13 protein-coding genes and 1 pseudogene are annotated in these 18,490 nt (G+C 45.1%); 9 read left to right on the forward strand and 5 right to left on the reverse strand.

Going from position 1 to position 18,490, the window contains the following annotated elements; translation table 11 throughout:
* Positions 1–228 precede the first annotated feature (228 nt).
* On the forward strand, positions 229–1,752 hold the full coding sequence (guaA, locus tag C8275_RS09835) for a glutamine-hydrolyzing GMP synthase (protein WP_022385303.1): 1,524 nt from the start codon (positions 229–231) through the stop codon (positions 1,750–1,752).
* 241 nt (positions 1,753–1,993) lie between these two features.
* Here guaA and C8275_RS09840 read toward each other — a convergent pair.
* Together C8275_RS09840 and C8275_RS09845 are read right to left on the reverse strand one after the other, a co-directional pair.
* A pseudogene (locus C8275_RS09840) lies at positions 1,994–2,782 on the reverse strand (MBL fold metallo-hydrolase); the annotation flags it as partial.
* A gap of 50 nt (positions 2,783–2,832) precedes the next feature.
* Positions 2,833–5,136 (reverse strand): BamA/TamA family outer membrane protein, encoded by a 2,304-nt coding sequence (locus C8275_RS09845; RefSeq protein ID WP_106625798.1) that lies wholly within the window; start codon positions 5,134–5,136, stop codon positions 2,833–2,835.
* A gap of 144 nt (positions 5,137–5,280) precedes the next feature.
* On the opposite strand from C8275_RS09845, the gene C8275_RS09850 reads away from it, so the two are divergent.
* Positions 5,281–6,042: an RNA methyltransferase gene (locus C8275_RS09850; protein ID WP_106484991.1), complete on the forward strand. Its 762-nt coding sequence runs from the start codon at positions 5,281–5,283 to the stop codon at positions 6,040–6,042.
* A gap of 91 nt (positions 6,043–6,133) precedes the next feature.
* On the opposite strand, the gene C8275_RS09855 is transcribed toward C8275_RS09850, so the two are convergent.
* Both C8275_RS09855 and C8275_RS09860 read right to left on the reverse strand, forming a co-directional pair.
* Positions 6,134–7,708 (reverse strand): Rne/Rng family ribonuclease, encoded by a 1,575-nt coding sequence (locus tag C8275_RS09855; RefSeq protein WP_022385307.1) that lies wholly within the window; start codon positions 7,706–7,708, stop codon positions 6,134–6,136.
* 236 nt (positions 7,709–7,944) lie between these two features.
* Entirely contained in the window at positions 7,945–8,220 is a 276-nt protein-coding gene (locus C8275_RS09860; RefSeq protein ID WP_022385308.1) for an HU family DNA-binding protein, read from the reverse strand.
* Between the two features lie 171 nt (positions 8,221–8,391).
* Between C8275_RS09860 and mutY the strand changes: the two genes are divergently transcribed.
* The 7 genes from mutY to C8275_RS09900 all read left to right on the forward strand — a co-directional run bounded on the left by mutY (position 8,392) and on the right by C8275_RS09900 (position 17,157).
* Positions 8,392–9,450, forward strand: coding sequence for an A/G-specific adenine glycosylase (gene mutY / locus C8275_RS09865; protein WP_106484992.1), 1,059 nt, complete (start codon positions 8,392–8,394; stop codon positions 9,448–9,450).
* A 155-nt stretch (positions 9,451–9,605) separates the two neighbouring features.
* The gene (gene ileS / locus C8275_RS09870; RefSeq protein ID WP_106484993.1) at positions 9,606–13,028 is read left to right on the forward strand and encodes an isoleucine--tRNA ligase; all 3,423 of its coding nucleotides are present in this window, start codon (positions 9,606–9,608) and stop codon (positions 13,026–13,028) included.
* Positions 13,029–13,057: 29 nt separating this feature from the next.
* Positions 13,058–13,435: a TraR/DksA C4-type zinc finger protein gene (locus tag C8275_RS09875; protein WP_022385311.1), complete on the forward strand. Its 378-nt coding sequence runs from the start codon at positions 13,058–13,060 to the stop codon at positions 13,433–13,435.
* Positions 13,436–13,550: 115 nt separating this feature from the next.
* Positions 13,551–14,201, forward strand: coding sequence for a lipoprotein signal peptidase (locus C8275_RS09880; protein ID WP_106484994.1), 651 nt, complete (start codon positions 13,551–13,553; stop codon positions 14,199–14,201).
* Positions 14,185–15,135 carry a DUF4296 domain-containing protein gene (locus C8275_RS09885; RefSeq protein ID WP_022385313.1) on the forward strand — a complete coding sequence of 317 codons (951 nt, stop codon included), beginning with the start codon at positions 14,185–14,187 and terminating at the stop codon, positions 15,133–15,135. The genes C8275_RS09880 and C8275_RS09885 overlap by 17 nt, the downstream gene beginning before the upstream one ends.
* Before the next feature lie 540 nt (positions 15,136–15,675).
* Positions 15,676–16,020, forward strand: a complete 345-nt coding sequence (locus C8275_RS09895) for a hypothetical protein (protein WP_022385315.1) — start codon at positions 15,676–15,678, stop codon at positions 16,018–16,020.
* Between the two features lie 15 nt (positions 16,021–16,035).
* Entirely contained in the window at positions 16,036–17,157 is a 1,122-nt protein-coding gene (locus C8275_RS09900) for a glutathionylspermidine synthase family protein (RefSeq protein ID WP_106484995.1), read from the forward strand.
* 24 nt (positions 17,158–17,181) lie between these two features.
* On the opposite strand, the gene C8275_RS09905 is transcribed toward C8275_RS09900, so the two are convergent.
* Positions 17,182–18,480, reverse strand: a complete 1,299-nt coding sequence (locus C8275_RS09905; RefSeq protein ID WP_106484996.1) for a PAS domain-containing sensor histidine kinase — start codon at positions 18,478–18,480, stop codon at positions 17,182–17,184.
* Positions 18,481–18,490 lie beyond the last annotated feature (10 nt).

The following is an 18,490-nucleotide window of genomic DNA, read 5'->3' on the forward strand; positions in this document are numbered from 1 at the left end:
AAATAGGTGACACAAAATTACAAAATTCTATTTATCAACGCTTTGCAAAATTAGGCTTTTTTGAGTGACGAAGTCAGGACCAAGACAGCTTCTACCGACTTCTCCTAAATGCAACATTTTGCCCACAAGGGAAAGGAAGCAACTCAATTCTTTGTCATTATTCCTGTACTATCCAATTTTTTTTGTTACTTTTGCAATCTATTCATAAAACCCAGAGACTAAAACAATATGCAAGAAAAGATCATTATTCTTGATTTCGGTTCTCAGACGACCCAGCTTATCGGACGCCGGGTGCGCGAAATGAACACGTATTGTGAGATTCTGCCGTATAACAAATTTCCCCATGATGATCCTTCGGTTATCGGTGTCATCCTTTCAGGAAGTCCTTTTTCTGTCTATGATGAGAGTGCTTTCAAGATTGACCTGACCCAAATCCGTGGTAAATATCCTATCCTCGGAATATGTTACGGAGCACAATACATGGCTTACACCAACGGTGGACGTGTAGAGCCGGCAGGAACTCGCGAGTATGGACGTGCACACTTGGCACATTTTGAAAAAGACAACCCTCTTTTCAAGAATGTGCGTGAAAATTCACAAGTATGGATGAGCCATGGAGATACTATCACCGCAATTCCTGACAATTTTAAATGCATTGCCTCGACTGACAAAGTAGCGATTGCAGCCTATCAGGCCCAAAACGAGCTCTTGTGGGGAGTACAATTCCATCCGGAAGTGTACCATACCGAAGACGGAACTCAGATGTTGCGCAACTTCGTCGTAGATATTTGCAAAAGCAAACAAGACTGGAGCGCTGCCTCATTTATTGAAAGTACTGTAGCACAGCTGAAAGAACAACTGGGTGATGACAAGGTCGTGTTAGGATTGAGTGGCGGTGTAGACTCATCAGTGGCTGCCGTCTTGCTGAATAAAGCGATCGGGAAAAACCTTACTTGTATTTTTGTGGACCATGGCATGCTCCGTAAGAACGAGTTCCAAAATGTGTTGCATGATTATGAATGTCTAGGACTCAACGTCATTGGTGTAGATGCCAGCCATAAATTCTTCAAAGAATTGGCCGGAGTCACAGAGCCGGAAAGGAAGCGAAAAATTATTGGCAAAGGCTTCATTGATGTATTTGATGAAGAAGCCCATAAGATTAAGGATGTAAAATGGCTGGCTCAAGGCACTATTTATCCGGATTGCATCGAGTCGCTTTCTATCACTGGAACTGTTATCAAAAGCCACCATAACGTCGGAGGTCTTCCCGAAAAGATGAATCTCAGACTTTGCGAACCGTTGCGTTTGCTCTTTAAAGACGAAGTGCGTCGTGTGGGCCGTCAGTTGGGAATGCCTGAACATCTCATAACTCGCCACCCGTTCCCGGGACCAGGATTGGCAGTACGCATTTTGGGAGATATCACTCCGGAAAAAGTCCGTATTCTACAAGATGCCGATGATATCTTTATCCAAGGATTGCGTGATTGGGGACTGTATGATCAAGTTTGGCAAGCAGGAGTAATTCTATTGCCGGTGCAGAGTGTTGGTGTGATGGGCGACGAACGCACTTATGAACGCGCCGTAGCCTTACGCGCCGTAACCAGTACAGATGCTATGACAGCAGATTGGGCTCATCTGCCCTATGAATTCCTGGCTAAAGTATCCAATGACATTATAAATAAGGTAAAAGGAGTTAACCGTGTCACCTATGACATTTCCTCAAAACCACCTAGCACAATTGAGTGGGAATAATCCTTGTCTATAGTATCAATTTTGATTAGATTATGAAAATCGCTGTAGGAACCATGTATAGAGTATATAGTCCTACAGCGATTTTTAGTTTCGCCTATTCAAACATTAAGGAATCTGGAAATCCTGGCATATCGTATACGGGATCATAAGTTCATCAACTTCTCTATCTCTTTTCCTCTACAGGGAACAAATTCATGTCAGTAGCTACAGATGATACAGAGTTACCTGCTGTTCCAAGATGAAATATACCTGTAGGAAGACTACGCCTGAGAGGGATAACCTGTATATCCTCTCCTACTCGAATGCCTAACTCACCCAAACGCATCTCAACTGTTTTATAAGCTAAATCCGGGTGATTATTGTCTTTGCTCAAATGGCAGAGCCAAACATAACGCCAACGAGGTGAATAATGGGTTACAAGGAATTCTGCCGCTTCACGGTTGCTCAAATGTCCGGTAGAACTGAGAATTCGCTCTTTCAAATAAGCCGGATAAGGTCCCATACGGAGCATTGTCTCATCATAGTTTGCTTCAAGAACGAGATAATCCGCATTACATAAAAAAGCAATAATGCTTTCGGTCAAATGCCCAACATCGGTAGCCAGACAGAAATTGCCTTCTGTTGTCTCAATGAAATACCCAACATTATCTGTAGAGTCATGAGGTACATCAAAAGCCGTAATACGTAAAGAACCAATCATAAACGGTTCTTCTTTTTCAATAAAATGCGCACTGGTTTTCAAACGTTCTGTCATACAATAACTACGGCTGATACCTGAATGCACCTTGCGTGTAGAGTATATCGGAATTCCGCTCTTCTCACCCAAACTACCTACGGCCTTGATATGATCTACATGGTCATGAGTCACAAGAACAGCCTGAATATTCTGGAAGTCCAGATCCAGTTCTTTAAGGCGTTTCTTAATAGTTCGCGATCCAATACCGGCATCAATGAGTATAGTCGTATGTCCGTCTGATAAGTAATAGCAATTGCCACTACTTCCACTAGCCAAACTTACAAAATGTATCATATTCTAATACTTATGTTTAGGTCTTTATTCATGACAGGAAACAAGCTGCTTCAAAATGGATATCCTACAGCAAAATGAAAAGCAAAATCACGCCCGAAATCAGGGCGGATTAACGGATAACGGTCCTTTCCACTCTCGTAGGCAGGATTGATAGCTTTCATTCCTCCATCAAAACGTAATATGAAATAGTCAAAGTCGAAACGAAGCCCTAATCCATAGGCAACAGCAATCTCTTTATAAAAGCTATTGAAGCGGAAAGCTCCTCCAGGCTGTTCTTCATAATCATGAATGGTCCATATATTTCCGGCATCAATGAAGAAGGCTCCATTGAGTTTCCAGAATAACTTCGTGCGATATTCCAGATTCACATCAAGCTTGATATCTCCAGACTGATTAATAAAATCAATGTTGCGATCATTACCTGCAAATTTTCCAGGTCCCAGCCTTCTGACCAACCACCCACGTACACTATTCGCACCACCTGAGAAATAACGCTTTTCGAAAGGCAAAATTCGAGAATTACCATATGGATAAGCAACCCCTAGACCTACATGAAAAACGATGGAGTTCCGATGGTCAATCAAAAAGCTTTTTGTAAAGTCCACATCTGTCTTCAGATACTGGGCATAAGCAATATTCATCACAGTATATTGATGACTATCGTTACGTTGAGCTTTGAGTAAATGTGAAAAACCATAAAGCAGATTACCGGCCGATTCGACATTGAAACGAACCGAATAAGCATTTCCTAATGTTGCGCGGGACTCTCCCCCCTCAGACCGATAGGTAAATCCATAGCCCATCTTCATAATCAGAAGGTTCTCATAGTTGTATTTCAATATTGAATTCTGATTATTTATATTATCGAGATACTCCTCTCGAAAAGTCGTCGAGATCCAAGGCATATAGACATAGTTAAGGTCAACAACATCGATGGAATGCCGCCACTTATGATTATACGACCAACGATACCCCCATGTCATGGAAGCTGCCCGTCGCCCAAATTCCGGTCGCTCTTGTGAGTTGTATTGTAAGGCAATCTCTGAAGTAGCCTGTATACGTCGGCGTACATCCGGCGAAATAAAGGGAAACAAAAAACGTGGAAAATTTATACTGGCTTCGACTCCATATTCTACATAGTTCCCATTAGAATAACCTTGCAAACCGGTCACTGCCTCATAAGCACCACGCACCTTGAACGTGAAAAGCTCAGAACCATTGAAGAGATTGCGATTCTGGTAAGATAATGAAGCCGCAGCTCCCAAGTCTCCAGCAGAATTCGTTCCTTCCAGCTCTGCACTAAAAGAGTTGGGTTTATTACGCGACAGCAACACATAACAGTCCAACAGTGTAGAGTCATTATGGTTCTCTACAAAACGTATGTCGGAATATTTGATGGCATGCAGACGTCCTAACATCGATTGAGTCTCCTGTAAACGGGCCTCACTGTAAAATCGCCCCGGCTCAATAGTAATATTTTGGGACAGAACTTCCGGACGCAGGAAAGAGTGCCTGCGAGTATAAATATTCAGATCCTTATAGTGGAGAGAATCAAAATGAGACAAGTCACGTTCACGAGCGGCTTCAGCAAGGTCGTAATCTGTTAATACATTGACTTTTCCTATTCGAAAACGTTCGTGCATGCGTCCGGACCGGGCATCATAAGGAGCTACGTGATAAGTCAAATCAACGATATGTGTGCCTCGCACTGTATCAGCCGTACAGGTAATGTACTCTTTATTGAAACGGTAAAAGCCCCTATTCTGCAAATGATTGGTCATCTGTTGACGCTCCGCATCCAAGATGTTGACATTAAACATCATGCTGTCTTGCATGAGATGTGACTCATAATCCGCCAATTCTTCACGGACGCCTTCATCTCTAATATCATATTTCCATGAGCCTATACGGTAAGGAGCTCCTGCATGCAGCTGGTAGGTAAGCTTAAGTTTCTTTTTCCGGATCTCTTCATTGAGTTCAACATAAGCCTGCATATACCCCATGTTTCTCAGAGCGCGTTCCATATCAGTTCGGGAACGTTCAGCATAATATGCATCATAAATCACAGGTTCATCCCCAATTTTCTGAATAAACCGATTTATCCATTTAGTCGTGTCTGTTCCTGAAAAAGCATATACGTAAAGCGGCACTTTCATTAAACTGAACCACCTGCTGTTAGGGTTCTGGCGAATATACCCACTTACGTCTGACGGCTTTACATCCTTATTGTCAGATACTACCTTTACATCATCAAGCAGATAACGTCCCTCGGGAATAAATTTCGACACAGAGCAAGCCGTAAAGACTCCCGAAATCGAAAATAGAATACATATATGCTGCCATTTACTGCTCATGATCAAAATCCGAAGGTGATAATGGGCACAAAATTACGGAATTTGGCTCAATAGAGGCACACGCTTCTTCTTAAATGATATGAAGGAGAAGCACCCAATTAAAAATTAGTTCGTAATTTTGTTGATACATTCAAACTCAATCCTATGCTTAGTAAAGCCAAAATAAAATACATACGTTCGCTAGAACTAAAGAAATACCGCAAAGCCGGTAATGTCTTCTTAGCTGAAGGTCCCAAGTTGGTTGGAGATTTATTGGGACACTTTACATGTAAACTAATTGCAGCTTCCCCTGAATGGTTTGCTACACACCCATCTGTTCAGGCTGACGAATGCATTGAAACAGATGCTACCGAACTTGCAAAAGCCAGTCTGCTTAAATCGCCCCAAGAAGTGTTGGCCGTATTCGAACAACCATCTGATCCTCTTGATTATTATTATCCTCAACAATCATTATGTCTGGCACTTGATGACATACAGGACCCTGGCAACTTGGGTACAATCATTCGCCTTGCCGATTGGTTTGGCATCGAACACATCTACTGCTCACTTTCTACCGTTGACGTATACAATCCCAAAGCAGTACAAGCCACAATGGGTGCATTGGCACGAGTAAAGCTCCATTATACCTCATTGACCGACTGCATTGAGGCTCTGAATGCACACACACCCGTTTATGGCACATTCCTGAAAGGTGATAATCTTTACACACAGAAGTTATCTTCTAATGGATTGATTGTCATGGGTAATGAAGGTAATGGGATATCTCCAGATGTAGAAAAACTCATTAACCGCCGCCTCTATATCCCGAATTATCCAATGGAACGGTCAACTTCCGAATCACTCAATGTCGCCATGGCTACCGCTATTGTATGTGCTGAATTCAGAAGACAGATTCTACAACAATAAGGGTGGAAATCATTTAAAGATGTTTGCTAAAAAAGCCAACCACAGCATAAGCTGTAAGGTTGGCTTTATCAATTCGTTTCGTAAAAGAGCCTTACTTCATTTCTACTTCTTCTTTCATATCAATTTCTTCTCCTTTCATGTCGTAGAACTCGTATTGAAGCAGAGCCAGCTTCTGGCTGGGAATAATCTTCACTCCGAATCCATACTTCAACTGCCATTGACGTTTCAAGGAGACAAGACCCTGATTGACATAAGCAGCCACATAAGGATGAATATGAAGCTTGAACTTCTTAATGCCCAATTTATTGACCAAATAATCAATTTTACTCTCCAGAGTATCGGTGAACAGAATGGAAGGCTTAATGGTACCTTTACCAAAACAGGTCGGACACGTCTCAGCTGTATTGACATCCATTGCCGGACGCACCCGCTGACGGGTAATCTGCATCAATCCGAATTTACTAAGTGGTAAGATATTATGTTTTGCCCTATCTTTCTGCATGTTATGACACATGCGTTCATAAAGTTTCTGACGATTCTCAGCTAAACTCATATCAATAAAGTCGACAACAATAATACCACCCATATCACGCAGTCGCAATTGTCGGGCAAGTTCGTCAGCAGCCCCCAGGTTTACATCCAACGCATTGGCTTCCTGGCCATTATTTGCTTTAGAACGATTACCGCTATTCACATCGACCACATGTAAAGCTTCGGTGTGTTCAATAATCAGGTATGCACCATTCTTATAAGATATAGTCTTTCCAAATGATGACTTGATTTGCTTGGTGATGGCAAAATTATCAAAAATGGGAAGTTGCCCTTTATAAAGCTTCACAATGTCAGCTTGCTCCGGAGCTATCAGAGAGACATAATCCTTCACTTCATGGAATACACTTTCATCATTGACATAAATGTTTGTGAATGAAGGACTGAACAAGTCACGCAACAATGCTACCGTACGGCTGGTTTCTTCATAGACAAGTTGCGGTAACTTACTGGATTTTTGAACACGGGTAATGCTTTCTTCCCAATGCTTAAGCAGGATTTTAAGTTCCGCATCGAGTTCGGCCACTCGCTTGCCTTCAGCTACTGTCCGCACAATCACTCCAAAGTTCTTGGGCTTGATGCTTTGCAAGAGCTGCTTCAAACGAGCACGTTCCTCACCCGATTTAATTTTTTGTGAAACAGATACCTTGTCGTTAAAAGGTATCAATACAAGATAACGCCCGGCAAACGACAGCTCACACGTCAGTCTGGGTCCTTTGGTTGAGATGGGTTCTTTGACAATTTGTACAATCACCTCTTGCCCCACCTGGAGCACGTTGGAGATACTCCCATCTTTTTCAATATCCGGAAGAACTGACGCCCGGGAAATAGGGAACAGCTTTTTACGGTCGCTTAATACCTGCTTGATATACTTCTGATAAGAGTGAAATTGAGGTCCTAAATCGAGATAATGTAAAAAGGCATCACGTTCGAAGCCAACATCTACGAAACAAGCATTCAGTCCAGGCATGAGTTTCTTCACTCGTGCCAAGTACATGTTACCCACCGAAAACGAAAGATTCCGTCCTTCACGCTGAAACTCTACCAAGTTCTTGTCTTCCAGCAATGCGATAGAAATCTCTTTCGGCTGTACATCAACTACTAATTCGCTTGTCATTATCTACAGTTAAGTTTATAATAAACCTCGGTTAAACAAAGAACAAACCCGAAAGACAAAGCTTTGCAAGTTTGTTCTTTATTTCAGTCGTAACAGACTAAGTTTTATTTACTTTTATGTCTGTTCTTTCTTAGTCTTTTTTTACGCTTGTGGGTAGACATTTTATGTCTTTTTTTCTTCTTTCCGCTTGGCATAGCTTCAAAAATTTAAAGGGTTAATACTATATTGTTATCTGTTTATTTCTTCACTTGAATGGTGAAAGTCTTGGCAGGCTTAAATGCCGGAATATTGTGTTCAGGGATAATAATCGTGGTGTTCTTGGAGATGTTACGAGCAGTCTTTTGCGCTCTTTTCTTCACAATAAAGCTACCGAAACCACGAAGATAGACATTTTCTTCCTTAGACAAAGAATCTTTTACAGATTCCATGAATGCTTCTACTGTGGCCAATACGGTTGCTTTGTCAACACCAGTCTTTTTGGCAATTTCGTTTACGATATCTGCTTTAGTCATCTTGATAAGTAATTATTGTTACACGTTTATCTTAATTTTTTGGTCTGCAAATATATAGCTTTTCTAGCTCTCTAAGAAATATATTCCGAACTATTTTTCAAAAAAACATTTCTCATCTATGTCATTCTTATCTATTTTTGCGTTCCGAAAATCAAAATATAAGAATGTGTAATGAATGAGTTTGCAACGACCATAGAACGATGGTATAACGAACATAAACGAGACCTGCCTTGGCGAGAAACGACCGATCCTTATCAGATATGGATTTCGGAAATCATACTCCAGCAAACACGTGTAGCTCAAGGCTATACCTATTTTCTGAGATTCATGGAGCGTTTTCCTACGGTAAAATCTCTGGCTGAAGCTCCGGAAGATGAGGTCATGAGGTTGTGGCAAGGGCTGGGGTATTATTCACGTGCCCGAAACCTTCATGAAGCGGCTCGTATGATTGCGTCCCGAGAAGATGGATTTCCGAAAACCTATGAAGAAGTACGAGCCTTGAAAGGCATTGGTGAGTATACTGCAGCTGCCATCTGTTCATTTGCCTACGGGCTGCCTTATGCAGCGGTTGACGGGAACGTCTACCGGGTACTGTCACGTTGGCTGGGCATAGACACCCCTATTGATACGGCTACCGGGAAAAAGCTGTTTTCCAAATGGGCGAACCAGTTGCTTGATACACAGCATCCAGGACTGTACAATCAGGCAATCATGGATTTTGGAGCATTACAATGCCTGCCTCAGTCTCCAGATTGTAGTACTTGTCCTTTGGAAGTATCCTGTGTGGCACGGAAGGAAGGATGCGTAGACAAATTACCCGTAAAATCGCACCGAACCAAGGTCCTTCCCCGATACTTTAATTATATATATGTTCGCGCGGGCGCGTTTACCTTTATTCATAAGCGAACGGATGATGATATTTGGAAGAATCTGTATGAGCTTCCACTCGTTGAAAGTGACACCCCTTGGACGGAAGAAGAATTATATGGCTCCGACAAATTACAGGCGTGGATTGTCCCGAGAGAGACTCCGACATTCCGTTGCTTGCAGCGGGAAATAAAACATGTACTTTCCCATCGTGTAATCTACGCGACTTTTTATGAAGTGATACTTCCGGAAGATACTCATTCGTTTGCTGGCTTTGAACGTATAAAAATAAACGAATTGGAGGAGTACGCCGTTCCTCGGCTTTTGCATCGGTTTTTTGAACAATTCATCTTTCAGCCGTGAGCCACACGATTAAAATTTTGAAAGTCATCTATGGATGTGACCTGACAAAGGCAAGCATTTTGTACCTTTTTACGAAATAAATATTTCCTCCTATGCTTTTTTCTTGTATTTTTGCGCGTTATTAAAAGTGACATTGTAAAAAATAGATAACAGCTATGGGTAAGAGATTTGCTGAACATGGTCAGCTCGACCTATCACAAGTAAACAAAGATGTATTGAAGGAATGGGATGAAAACGATGTTTTCTCCAAAAGTATGACAGAACGTGAAGGCTGTCCTTCTTTCATTTTCTATGAAGGCCCTCCTTCGGCCAATGGTATGCCGGGTATACACCATGTGATGGCACGCTCCATCAAAGATACGTTTTGCCGTTATAAGACCATGAAAGGCTATCTGGTGAAACGCAAAGCCGGATGGGATACACATGGACTTCCTGTGGAACTTGGCGTGGAAAAGAAACTTGGAATCACCAAAGAGGCTATCGGCAAGACCATCTCCGTAGCTAATTACAATAAGGAATGCCGCCAGGACGTGATGAAATACACCAAGGAATGGACAGACCTGACCCATAAAATGGGCTATTGGGTGGATCTGGATAATCCCTACATCACGTATGACAACAGATACATCGAAACGCTCTGGTGGCTTCTGAAACAGTTGTATAATAAGAATCTCCTTTATAAAGGTTATACCATTCAGCCGTATTCTCCGGCAGCCGGAACAGGATTGAGCTCACACGAACTGAATCAACCGGGATGCTATCGCGACGTGAAGGACACGACGGTTGTGGCACAATTCAGAATAAAAAATCCCAAACCGGAAATGACACAGTGGGGTACTCCTTATTTCCTGGCATGGACCACTACGCCGTGGACATTGCCTTCAAATACGGCTCTTTGTGTTGGACCGAAGATTGATTATGTAGCTGTTCAGACCTATAACGGATATACCGGAGAGAAAATCACGGTCGTTCTGGCCCAAGCACTTCTCTACAACCACTTCAACAAGAAAGCGGAAGGTCTTCCTTTGGAAGAATACAAACAAGGAGATAAACTCATTCCCTTCAAGGTGATTGCAGAGTACAAAGGTCCCGAATTGGTGGGCATGGAATATGAGCAGCTCTTCCCTTGGGTTAATCCGGGTGAAGGTGCCTTCCGCGTAATCCCCGGTGATTATGTAACGACTGAAGACGGTACGGGTATTGTACACATCGCACCTACTTTTGGTGCGGATGATGCCATGGTAGCCAAGGCTGCCGGTATTCCTCCCTTGCAAATGGTTGACAAGAAAGGGGAACGTCGCCCGATGGTTGATTTGCAAGGTAAATTCTATCTGTTGGACGAGCTGGACGAGAACTTCGTCAAAGAGTATGTCAACGTAGATTTATATAAGGAATATGAGGGCCGCTTCGTGAAGAATGCCTACGACCCGAATCTGACCGACAAGGACGAAACACTTGATATCTCCATCTGTATGCAGATGAAGGCTGCCAACCAAGCATTCAAGATTGAGAAGCATGTACACAATTATCCGCATTGCTGGCGTACAGACAAACCGGTACTCTATTATCCGCTGGATAGTTGGTTCATCCGTTCTACGGCTTGTAAAGAGCGCATGATAGAACTGAACAAGACCATTAACTGGAAACCTGAGTCAACCGGAACCGGACGCTTCGGCAAATGGTTGGAGAACTTGAATGACTGGAATCTGAGCCGTTCGCGCTATTGGGGTACTCCGTTACCTATCTGGCGTTCGGAGAATAAGGAAGAGATCTGCATCGGTTCTGTTGAAGAGCTGTACAACGAAATTGAAAAAGCTGTTGCAGCAGGTTTTATGAAGTCCAATCCCTATAAGGATAACGGCTTCGTCCCCGGTGTTTACACCAAAGAGAATTATGACAAGATAGACCTGCATCGTCCTTATGTGGATGACATTATCCTGGTATCTGAGAGCGGTCTGCCGATGAAACGTGAAACAGACCTTATCGACGTGTGGTTCGACTCAGGTGCTATGCCGTATGCACAAGTTCACTATCCGTTCGAACATAAGGAGGAACTTGACAGCCGTCTCATTTATCCGGCAGACTTCATCGCCGAAGGCATTGACCAGACCCGTGGATGGTTCTTCACACTCCATGCCATCGCAACCATGGTGTTCGACAGTGTAGCCTACAAGGCTGTTATCTCTAACGGACTTGTCCTGGATAAGAACGGTAACAAGATGTCCAAACGTTTAGGCAATGCCGTTGACCCGTTCGGTGCTATCGAAGAATACGGCTCTGATCCGTTGCGCTGGTACATGATTACGAACTCCTCCCCGTGGGATAACTTGAAGTTTGACGCAAAAGGAGTGGATGAGGTTCGCCGGAAATTCTTCGGAACCCTCTATAACACCTACTCTTTCTTTGCCCTCTATGCCAATGTTGACGGCTTCGAATATGCAGAGGCTGAAGTCCCGATGAACGAACGTTCGGAGATTGACCGTTGGATTCTCTCGGTACTCCACTCCCTGATTCAGGATGTTGATGCATGTTATGCCGATTATGAACCGACAAAGGCGGGACGTCTGATTCAGGACTTTGTCAATGACAATTTGTCCAACTGGTATGTACGTCTGAACCGTAAACGTTTCTGGGGCAGCTCGATGTCAACCGACAAACTGTCTGCTTACCAGACTCTTTATACCTGCTTGGAAACAGTAGCCCGCCTCATGGCACCCATCGCTCCATTTTATGCCGACCGGCTATACAAAGATCTGGTTGCTGTTACCGGACGTGGTAATGCTGTTTCTGTCCACTTGGCACAATTCCCCGTCTTCGATGCTTCTTTCGTGGATAAGGAACTGGAAATGCGTATGCAGATGGCACAGGATGTCACCTCTATGGTACTTGCCCTGCGCCGCAAGGTAAATATCAAGGTACGTCAGCCCCTGCAGTGCATCATGATTCCTGTCACGGATGCTAAACAGCGTGAACGATTGGAAGCTGTACAATCACTTATCTTGAGCGAAGTGAATGTCAAGGAATTGAAGTTTGTTGAGAACGACCGCGCCATTTTGGTGAAAAAGGTAAAATGTAACTTCAAGAAAATGGGTCCGAAATTCGGAGCACAAATGGGAGCTGTAGCTGCCGCTGTGGCAGGATTGACCCAGGACGCAATTGCCGAACTTGAAACCAACGGCAGCTATACACTGGCACTGCCAACGGGAGAGGCTGTCGTCGAAGTAGCCGATGTGGAAATCCTCAGTGAAGATATCCCGGGATGGCTGGTTGCTAACGACGGAAAACTGACCGTTGCTCTGGATGTGGTGGTGACTGAAGAGCTGCGTCGCGAAGGTGTAGCACGTGAACTTGTCAACCGTATTCAAAACATCCGTAAAAGCAGTGGCTTCGAAATCACGGACAAGATAAGCATCTGTCTGTCCAAAAATTCACAGACCGATGATGCCGTGATAGAATATAATGACTATATTTGTAACCAAGTTTTAGCCACCGGACTGGAACTGGTAGATGAGGTAGAAGACGGTACGGAACTTTCATTCGACGACTTCTCCTTGTTTATCAAGGTTGTAAAAAACTAAATCTTAATCTTAAAACTATAAATACTACTATGGCTGAGAAGACTAGATACTCAGATGCAGAGTTGGAAGAATTTAAAGCAATTATCCTTGAAAAACTGGCTACCGCACAAAAGAATTACGAACAGTTGCGGGCAAGTATGATGAACGTAGACGGCAACGATGTGGACGACACATCCCCTACCTACAAAATCTTAGAGGAAGGAGCCAACACCTTGTCCAAGGAAGAGACAACACGTCTGGCGCAACGGGAACTGAAGTTTATCCAAGGATTGCAAGCCGCATTGGTACGCATCGAAAACAAGACTTACGGTATTTGCCGTGAAACCGGCAAACTGATTCCCGCCGAACGTTTGCGTGCCGTTCCTCACGCAACATTAAGTATCGAAGCCAAACAAGCTAAAAAGTAATTGGGAATTGAAAGTGAGTGAGCTGACGGGTATTTTAGTATGAGCCTTGACAAAAGACTTGGAACTAAAGGACTCGTCAGCTCTAAGACTTTCAGCCCAACAACTTACAGATCCAATGAAGAAACTATTGACTCAAGGCAAACTTTCCCTGATAATCATCTTTTTGGTATTGGTCATCGACCAACTTATCAAGATTGCCGTAAAGACAAACATGTATTTCCACGAAAGCATCCGGGTCACTGACTGGTGCTATATCTATTTCACCGAAAACAATGGGATGGCATTCGGTATGGAAATATTCGGCAAGCTGTTCCTGACCACTTTCCGCATCGTTGCAGTCGCCGCTATCATCTATTACCTGCATAAGATGATCAAAAGAGGCACCATGAAGACAGGCTTCATTGTCTGCCTGTCACTCATTCTTGCCGGTGCAGCCGGAAACATCATTGACAGCGTGTTCTACGGGATGATATTCTCTGAAAGTACCCCGTTCCAGCTGGCGCAGTTCGTTCCTTGGGGAGAAGGCTACACATCCCTCTTCCACGGTCGTGTGGTCGACATGTTTTATTTCCCGATCATTGATACCTATTGGCCCGACTGGATGCCTTTGGTTGGTGGCAACCGCTTCATCTTTTTCAGTCCAATCTTCAACTTTGCAGATGCTGCCATCAGCTGTGGCATCATTGCTTTGCTGCTGTTCTATAGCAATTATCTGAACCAACACTCTTCAACCCAATCAACCGATAAGAATGAAAAAGCTGCCTGACCTGCTTCTGTGGTTGGCCGTAGGCGGTTGCCTCACGCTGACTTCATGCAAGAAACGGATGCCCTCCGATGTCATTCCACCCGACCGTATGGAAGACATTCTCTATGATTATCACCTGGCGCAAGCTGTGGGAACGGAGTTCAATGGAGAAGAACGTTACAAGCGTGAGTTACTCACCGACTATGTCTTTGAGAAACATCACATCACTGAAGCGCAGTTCGACAGTTCCATGGTGTGGTATACACGCAACATGGAGAAGTTGGATGACATCTACCAGAATCTCAGCAAGCGGTATGAAGATGCCAACAAGAACCTCGCCACCTTGTACCAGGAACGGAAACAACAGACAACGGTTTCAGGTGATACCGTATCGCTGTGGCAAGGAAAAAAGATGTATGTACTTACTCCGGCAGCACTGACCAACAGACTGACATTCAATCTTACCGCCGATACAACCTATCACCAGCTTGACCGATTCACATGGGAAATGGATGTGTTACGTCCCGATTCGCTCCCCATAAACCTCTATGCCGGTCTCACGTTGAGCTACCGCAATGACTCCACACAGGCAGTCATGCGTACTGTTACGAGAAACGGACGTCTCGTTCTCAACATCAAGGCCGATACCTTGCAGCTCAGAAGCATACAAGGCTTTATCTATCTGTCGGACTCGGTCAAGTCAGCCCTGCGCCCGGTAGTACTCGGCAATGTATCACTGACACGCATCCATCCGACTTCCGTCGAGCTGAAACATCTGGAAGCAATGCGGCGTAAAGCAGCAGAGAAAGCCGATTCCATCGCCCAATCAACGACAGATACCTTGAACTCCAAAAAGGAGAAGCAACCGGAGACTCCTGACACTACGTCAGTTACAAAAACACCGCAACGCCTCTCTCCTGCCGAGCTGCGTCGTCAGCAACAACGCCAACGCTAATGTCCGGTCCCGTCAGACAATATGCAGTGCATCAGTTATGGCGCAACGCCACAACTGCGGAAAGTCTGCAAGTAGTGGTTGTGGAAGGCGGACGATACGTACGCTCCTTCCCGCTTCGTGAAGAGATGGCATCTACCGAATGGCTGGGAGGTATTGCTTTTTTGTCAGCGCAACCAACGCTTACTCTTCAATTGCCTGCTCCCTTCGAGACCTTATTTGCTGCAATGTTCTCCCCTGCGGGCCCCTACATCTGGCACATAGTTCCGGAAGAGGGACGTGGCGGAATGCCTATCCATCGGTTGCACCGACTTCTGTAATTCTTTTCGGCTGGAAAAGTCTTTCCTCTCCTTCCTTTAATATAAGAAAGATGAGCATTACATCCGAACAGATACTGGACTTATGGATTGGTAATCCGGACGTAATGACTCCTGTACTTCAGTCAAAGTTCCCCATCATTTAGCTTTTTTGTGTTCCGGGAGAAAAGCTTATCGGAAGTTTGTTTGTATTTTTACCACGATTTGTTTAGTACAAAAAAATAAGATGAACAGAAAGACTTATCTGATTGCTGCCGTGTGCATGATGGCGTTGTCCGGATGCACACAGAAGACAGAACTCCCCGAGAATCCGAAAGACAAAGAAGAATACCGTGACTCACAAGGCAACCAATGGATTTACAATGCCATGCTGATGCGTTGGGCACTGATGCCATCCATTGCCAACGGACTTTCCACCACTCATTATTATTATCCGGGCAGCGGAACATGGCGTAATGCACAAGGAGCTACCGTCGATGCCCCTTCAGGTGTGAAGATGAGTACTCCATCAGCCAAGACCAAAGGTTCGGTGTTTGGCTCGACCGGACGTTCACGTAGTATTTACGCTTAAATGACCTGATGCACCATGGACAGAATATCTGTAACACCCCGCCCCAATTACCAAGAAAAGATTGAGCAACTTGGATTTGATTTCCACGCAGCATACTGGAAAGAAGAAGCCTACTATCTCCTCCGTGCAGACGAAGTGGAGAAACTGGAACAGGCTACCCGCCAGGCTTACCAGATGATGTGTGAGGCTGCACGACATATTATCGAGGAACGTCCACAATGGATGGAACAGGTCCTGAAGATTCCACCACACGTCTGCAGACGCATCAAATATGCCTGGGATGAAGACGAGCCCAGCCTGTACGGACGTTTTGATTTTCTGATTGCTCCGGATGGAACGCCCAAAATCCTGGAGTTCAATGCCGACACGCCGACCTCCCTGCTGGAAGCCTCACTCATTCAGTGGCAATGGAAGGAGGATTTGTTTTCCTACCGTGACCAGTATAACGGCATCCACGAAGCCCTGGTCCAATCGTGGAAAGATATGTACAAGCCTCACAGCAGCGTACATTTTGTGGGTTCGTTGGAAAACAGTGAAGACACCGGGACCCTGCAATACCTAGCAAGCACCGCCATGGAAGCCGGCATCTCCACACGAGTGATGGACATCGCCGATATGAACCTGAACGAAGGCCGGTTCTTCGACCCCAGTGGCGAACGCATCACCGACTGCTTCAAGCTCTATCCGTGGGAATGGATGATAAACGAGAGCGAAGTAGGCTGTCTGGCCGACATCCGTTGGATTGAACCCATCTGGAAAGCAGTCATGTCAAACAAGGCAATTCTCACTATCCTCTATGAACTGTTTCCCAACTCGCCTTACGTACTTCCGGCATTCCTCTCACGTCCGCAATTCGGCATTTTCTGCAAGAAGCCTATCTACTCCCGCGAAGGTCACAACGTAAGCATCGTCGATATCCATGACTGGAACGAGGAGGTCCGCATCGCCGAGACGAAGGGCGACTACGGAGAAGAAGGCTATGTCTACCAGTCCTACATCCGCCCGACTTCCTATCAGGGACGTTACCCCATCATTGGCTCATGGGTTATTGGCGGCGAACCTGCCGGAATCGGTATCCGCGAGAATACCAGCGAAATCACAGACAACCTTTCCGAGTTTGTCCCGCATGTATTCTAACCTCTATCCCACTCTACCTTGACTTCATTCGGGGAACTGGATACGGAAGCGTGTCAGTCCGTCCGTGTCCGTTCGCAAGGAGAAAGTGCAATGATGCTTAAGCAGGACATCACGCACCAGCATCAGACCGATGCCCTGTCCGTTGGGTTTGGTGGAGAAGAAGGGTGAGAACAGCTTCGACGCCGTTTCTTTATCGATACCTTTGCCGTTGTCGGTCACTTCCAGCAACGGCAAAGTTTTTTGTGTACGGATATAAATCGTTCCTCCACATCCGATGCTCTCCACCGCATTCTTGAAGATGTTTATCAGCACTTGCTGGAAGAGTACGACATCCATCTGTACCCATACGGGAGTCTCGGAGAGCGATGTTCGCAGCGTGATGGCATGCTGATTGCAAAGATTCTCCATGAACTGCATGTTCACACGCACCACCTCGTTGAGATCGGTACGAACCAGGATGGCATCGGGTATCTTGACCACATTGGCAAAGTTGGTGATGAAGTGTGCCATGTTGTAGCTACGCTCGATACAGATACGTATCACCTCCCGCATCTCTTCGCTGTCCTGCATGCCCTCGCAGGCAGCATCCAGAGTATCCAGCGTGGAAGTCACCCCTGCCACCGTATTGTTCACCTCATGAGCAATCATGCGGATCACTTTCTCGTATGCCTTCCGCTCGGCTTCGTTCACCTCCTCCGTCAGCAGTTCTATCAGATAAAAGGTATGGCGGAAACCATTGTTCAGGAACGACAGGCAGCTGCACCGGTAAATGTTCGAATCGTCCAGACGCACGGTCCTTACCTCGTTCATCGTCAGTTCCAGCAAGGCATCTTTCAAGTCAAAATCGCATTCGTCCAGTGTCTTGCCGCCCGCAGACTGAAAGGGAATGCCCAAGAAACGTTCTGCCGCAGGATTCATGGAGGAGATTCGCCGGTCCAAGTCCAGGATGAGGATACCCATCGGCGACGAATGGGCTATCAGGTCGAACAGCTGGTTCTGCTCCCTCACATGCAGACGCTCGGTCTTCAGGCGTTCCATCATACGGTTGAATACCTGGACGATGCGATCGGCATCATATTGCCCGACCGTACGCAACCTTGAGCTGAAATCCTGTTCCTTCAGCAGTAACATGCCATTCTCAATGGAGTGAAAAGGCTTCATGATGCGACGGTAGAACAACCACAGGAAGACCAGGGTTACCAGGCTTATCCCCCCAAAGACCGCATCTGCCACCCAGGCGACTCCTGACAGACGAATCACCCACAATGCTCCCGTCGTCACCAGCAGCAGGGCAAAAATCAAAAAGAAAGTCCGTACACGCATAGCTGTTCCT

Origin of the sequence: Bacteroides sp. Marseille-P3684 (assembly GCF_900291465.1) — a bacterium.
Lineage (GTDB): Bacteria > Bacteroidota > Bacteroidia > Bacteroidales > Bacteroidaceae > Phocaeicola_A.